Origin of the sequence: uncultured Gimesia sp., assembly GCF_937919775.1 — a bacterium.
Lineage (GTDB): Bacteria > Planctomycetota > Planctomycetia > Planctomycetales > Planctomycetaceae > Gimesia.
In genome coordinates this window covers 1-3,537 of record NZ_CALFPF010000095.1, presented here as the reverse complement: position 1 = coordinate 3,537, position 3,537 = coordinate 1, and the positions used below count along the sequence as shown (strand labels likewise).

At 53.9% G+C, this 3,537-nt stretch carries 2 protein-coding genes and 1 pseudogene; 2 read left to right on the top strand and 1 reads right to left on the bottom strand.

The features are described from left to right. Positions 1 to 1,140 (bottom strand): annotated as a pseudogene (locus tag Q0294_RS02515) (PEP/pyruvate-binding domain-containing protein); the annotation flags it as partial. A gap of 391 nt (positions 1,141 to 1,531) precedes the next feature. On the opposite strand from Q0294_RS02515, the gene Q0294_RS02510 reads away from it, so the two are divergent. Beyond that, positions 1,532 to 2,524: a thioredoxin domain-containing protein gene (locus tag Q0294_RS02510; RefSeq protein WP_299460595.1), complete on the top strand. Its 993-nt coding sequence runs from the start codon at positions 1,532 to 1,534 to the stop codon at positions 2,522 to 2,524. Positions 2,525 to 2,581: 57 nt separating this feature from the next. Next, positions 2,582 to 3,433 (top strand): HAD family acid phosphatase, encoded by an 852-nt coding sequence (locus tag Q0294_RS02505; RefSeq protein ID WP_299460593.1) that lies wholly within the window; start codon positions 2,582 to 2,584, stop codon positions 3,431 to 3,433. Positions 3,434 to 3,537: the final 104 nt, after the last annotated feature.

The following is a 3,537-nucleotide window of genomic DNA, read 5'->3' as shown; positions in this document are numbered from 1 at the left end:
CCAGCCCATATCTTAATATTCTAATGAGCTGATCCCGGTCATTTTGAAACAGGTCACCAATCCGATCGAGAAAGGCTTCCGCGGAATCATGAGGATAAAACAGATTCATCATCCCTGTTTCGTCCTGAATCAGCAACGCTTCATTCAGGTGCCCCCCGAGCGAATTGTCCGCGTGTTCCGCAACCATCCAGTATGGCAGGATGGATGCGGCCAGCAGGAAAAACGGACGACGGACCGTAAACTGCCATTCCAGACTTTCATCGATCAGGGTTTGATCATACTCCTTCGCCAGTGTCGTAATCGGACGTGCCTGCAAGACCTGAAACTGACCGTCCTGAATGGCCCATTCCGTATCAATCGGGTGTCCGTAATGATCGTGTAACCGCGTCAGCAAGTTCGCAAATTCGGTCACCTGCTGCGCACTGATTTTGGGCTGCGCGCCGCGACCGTCGAGCTGCTGCCAGACCGGTCGTGCATTGCCTTCACCCATCCAGAGCGCCTCTTTCTGATCGCCGATCATCGATTCCAGAATCTGACTGGTTCCACGTTCCACCACAAATTGATCCGGAATAATTCTCCCGGAGACGATGGCTTCTCCCAGCCCGAGACAGGCCTCGATCAACTGGATACCAGGCTCCTGAGTGACAGGATGTACCGAAAAGCCGATGCCGGAGATTTCACTGGCCACCATTTTCTGAACCACGACCGCCACGGAAATCTGCCCCGCAGCGAATCCGTGTGTCGCTCCGTAAGACAGAGCCGACTCGCTGAACAGGGAGAGCCAGCAATCCCGGATTTTCTCAATGATCTCCTCCGGTCTCACATCCAGGTACGTTTCCAGTTGCCCGCCCAGGCACTCGTGGCACTATCCTCGCAGGTGGCGCTGGATCGCACAGAGACGCGACTGGCCTGTAACTCTCGCGCAGCCGTTTCTACCGCTTCCCTGATTTCGTCCGGTATCAAGACCCCCTCGAAGCAGGCGCGAATCTGCTGATGCGCCTGAGATAAATCCAGTCGGCCGGCATTCAAAGCCTGGACCGTTTCGATGACCAGAGGCCGCAGATCGCCCGTGGAAAAATAGTTCCGGAACGCGTAACTTGTCACGACAAATCCCGGAGGGACCGGCGCCTGTGCCTGCATCAACTCTCCCAGCGAAGCACCTTTTCCCCCCGCTTCCGCAACGAAAGAAGAGTCCAGTTCTGAGAGTTGGTAGATGAGCCGGTTCGCCATAGTCGCTGTTCCTGTGGTAATCCTGAAAACGATTTCTGAGAAGTTTAACCCATCGTTTGCCGGCATGAAACACTATTTGCCTGTTCATTTCCCGTTGCTTTGATACTGGATTTCTCCGGGGAACCTGTCGAACGCATGCCGATTTGGAACGGAATCCGGGCAAACAGGCGAAGCCCGGCAGATGCCAGAATGGTCTGTACATCAAAGCGATTTCCTCGTAAGGTTCTCCCTGAATCTGCGTTCGAAGTTCGCAAATGATTCTGGTGGTTAATCTGCTACGGAACCTGCAACGGACTGCAACATGAAATATTTAATTCTGTTACTCCCTTTAATTCTGTTTGAGGGGGATGCAGGTACCGCCGAATATCGAACTCCGAATTTTATCGTAATCTGTCACGACGCTGCTCTCGCCGTTGAGATCGGCGAGGCTGCGGAATATTACCGCGCTCAACTTTCCGAAGCATGGCTGGGGGAATCCATCCCCAACTGGTATTCCCCCTGTCCGATCAGGGTCAGAATCAGCAACGACGCCGGCGGCGGGGCAACGACATTCTCTTTCGACCGAGGCGAAGTCTTCGGGTGGGATATGCAGATCCAGGGGACCCCCGAAAGACTGCTGGACAGCATGCTGCCTCACGAAGTGCTGCATACGGTCTTCGCATCGCACTTCCGGCGCCCGCTGCCGCGCTGGGCCGACGAAGGGGCAGCCACTTATGAAGAACATGAATCAGAAAAAAACAATCTTCGGCTCATTGCGCGGCGCGTTGTCGGCACAGAACAGCAGATTCCGATCAGAAAATTACTCGTGATGCAGGACTATCCCGGCAACATGGGCGGGGTGGCAGTCCTTTATGCACAGGGTTTCTACCTTTCCGAATTTTTGATCAACCAGCAGGGCAGGCAGGAGTTTGTGAAATTCCTGCAAACCGCTCACCAGTCAGGCTGGGATTCCGCATTCCAGAAACATTATGGATTCAAGACCCAGGAAGAGGCATACACGGCAGCCTACCGTGACTCGTTACACCAGGCACAGGAAGTCGTCAGTCGCTATCAGATCAAGATGTTTACAGGCCCCAACTGTCAGCGCTGTCAGGAAGACAGAAAGATCTTACAGCCGGCGCTGAAAGCAAAAGGTCTCATCCTGGAAATCCTGGACTATGATCAGAACATCGATCTGGCCCGGAAAGAGAATATCGTCGGGTTACCGACCTACATCATTTACGAAAATGGAAAGCGAATTGCCAAGTTGCGGGGAAGCCAGTCGGCAGCGTCACTGTTGAGACGGTTTGACTAAGCCGCTCGTCCGTGAATTGGTCCGGAAAACTGTATTCCATTTACAGGGGCGACTCCTATGCCGAAATTGTTTTTCCTCTTATTCTGTCTCTGCTGGATCACTATAATCGCACACGCAGAGGAACCGGCAACCCGCGCCGCGACTCTGCCACGAACTGACCAGGGGCTCGACGCCACTCTCTGGATACAAACTTCGGTGGAGCACGACGTCGCCTGCGTTCAGGCTTATCGGCTGGCGACGACACAGGCGACTCACGCCCTCAAAGATGCCTGCTGGACCGCAGCGGTGGAACAATCCGACGGTTACGCGCAGCTGCCTCCCGCGGTCATTCTGGACCTCGATGAAACTGTCTTGAACAACGCAGAGTTTATGTCGCGACTCGTCCAGCACGACACAAGCTGGAATGAAGACTTGTGGAACCAGTGGGTCAGGGAAAAAAAGTCCACAGCCGTTCCAGGCGTCAAAGATTTCCTCAGGCATCTGGAGCAAAATGAGATCGCGATCTTTTTTATTACCAACCGCGACATTCAATTGGAAACACCGACGGTGGAAAACCTGTCCGCCGTCCTCGGCAGGCAGATCACCAAATCACAGGTGCTCTGCCAGAATGAAAAACCCGACTGGACCTGGAACAAAACCTCCCGCCGCGCGTTCGTGGCCCGCTGTCATAGAATCCTGCTCCTGCTTGGTGACGACTTCAACGACTTCACCTACCAGGGAAAACTGTCGGCCCGGGAACGGATCACTCAGGGTGAACGCTATCAGGAATACTGGGGCCGACGCTGGATTCTCCTGCCGAACCCCGTCTACGGCGACTGGGAGAAGGCCCTGTATCACTACGACAGTGGATTGCCCAATTCAAAAAAACTCCGCCTCAAATTCGACGCACTCAACACCGGTGAAGAGTGAGACACTGGTTTCCAGTACACGCCGGAACTAAAGACCCCATAACGCTTTAGTTCGCAAAATATTTTGAGAACTCAAAATAACGTGCCTGAGACCCCGTATTTAAT

Excerpts from the sequence above, each read along its gene's own strand:
- Q0294_RS02505 (WP_299460593.1), top strand. The coding sequence starts at position 2,582 with ATGCCGAAATTGTTTTTCCTCTTATTCTGTCTCTGCTGGATCACTATA.
- Q0294_RS02510 (WP_299460595.1), top strand. The coding sequence starts at position 1,532 with ATGAAATATTTAATTCTGTTACTCCCTTTAATTCTGTTTGAGGGGGAT.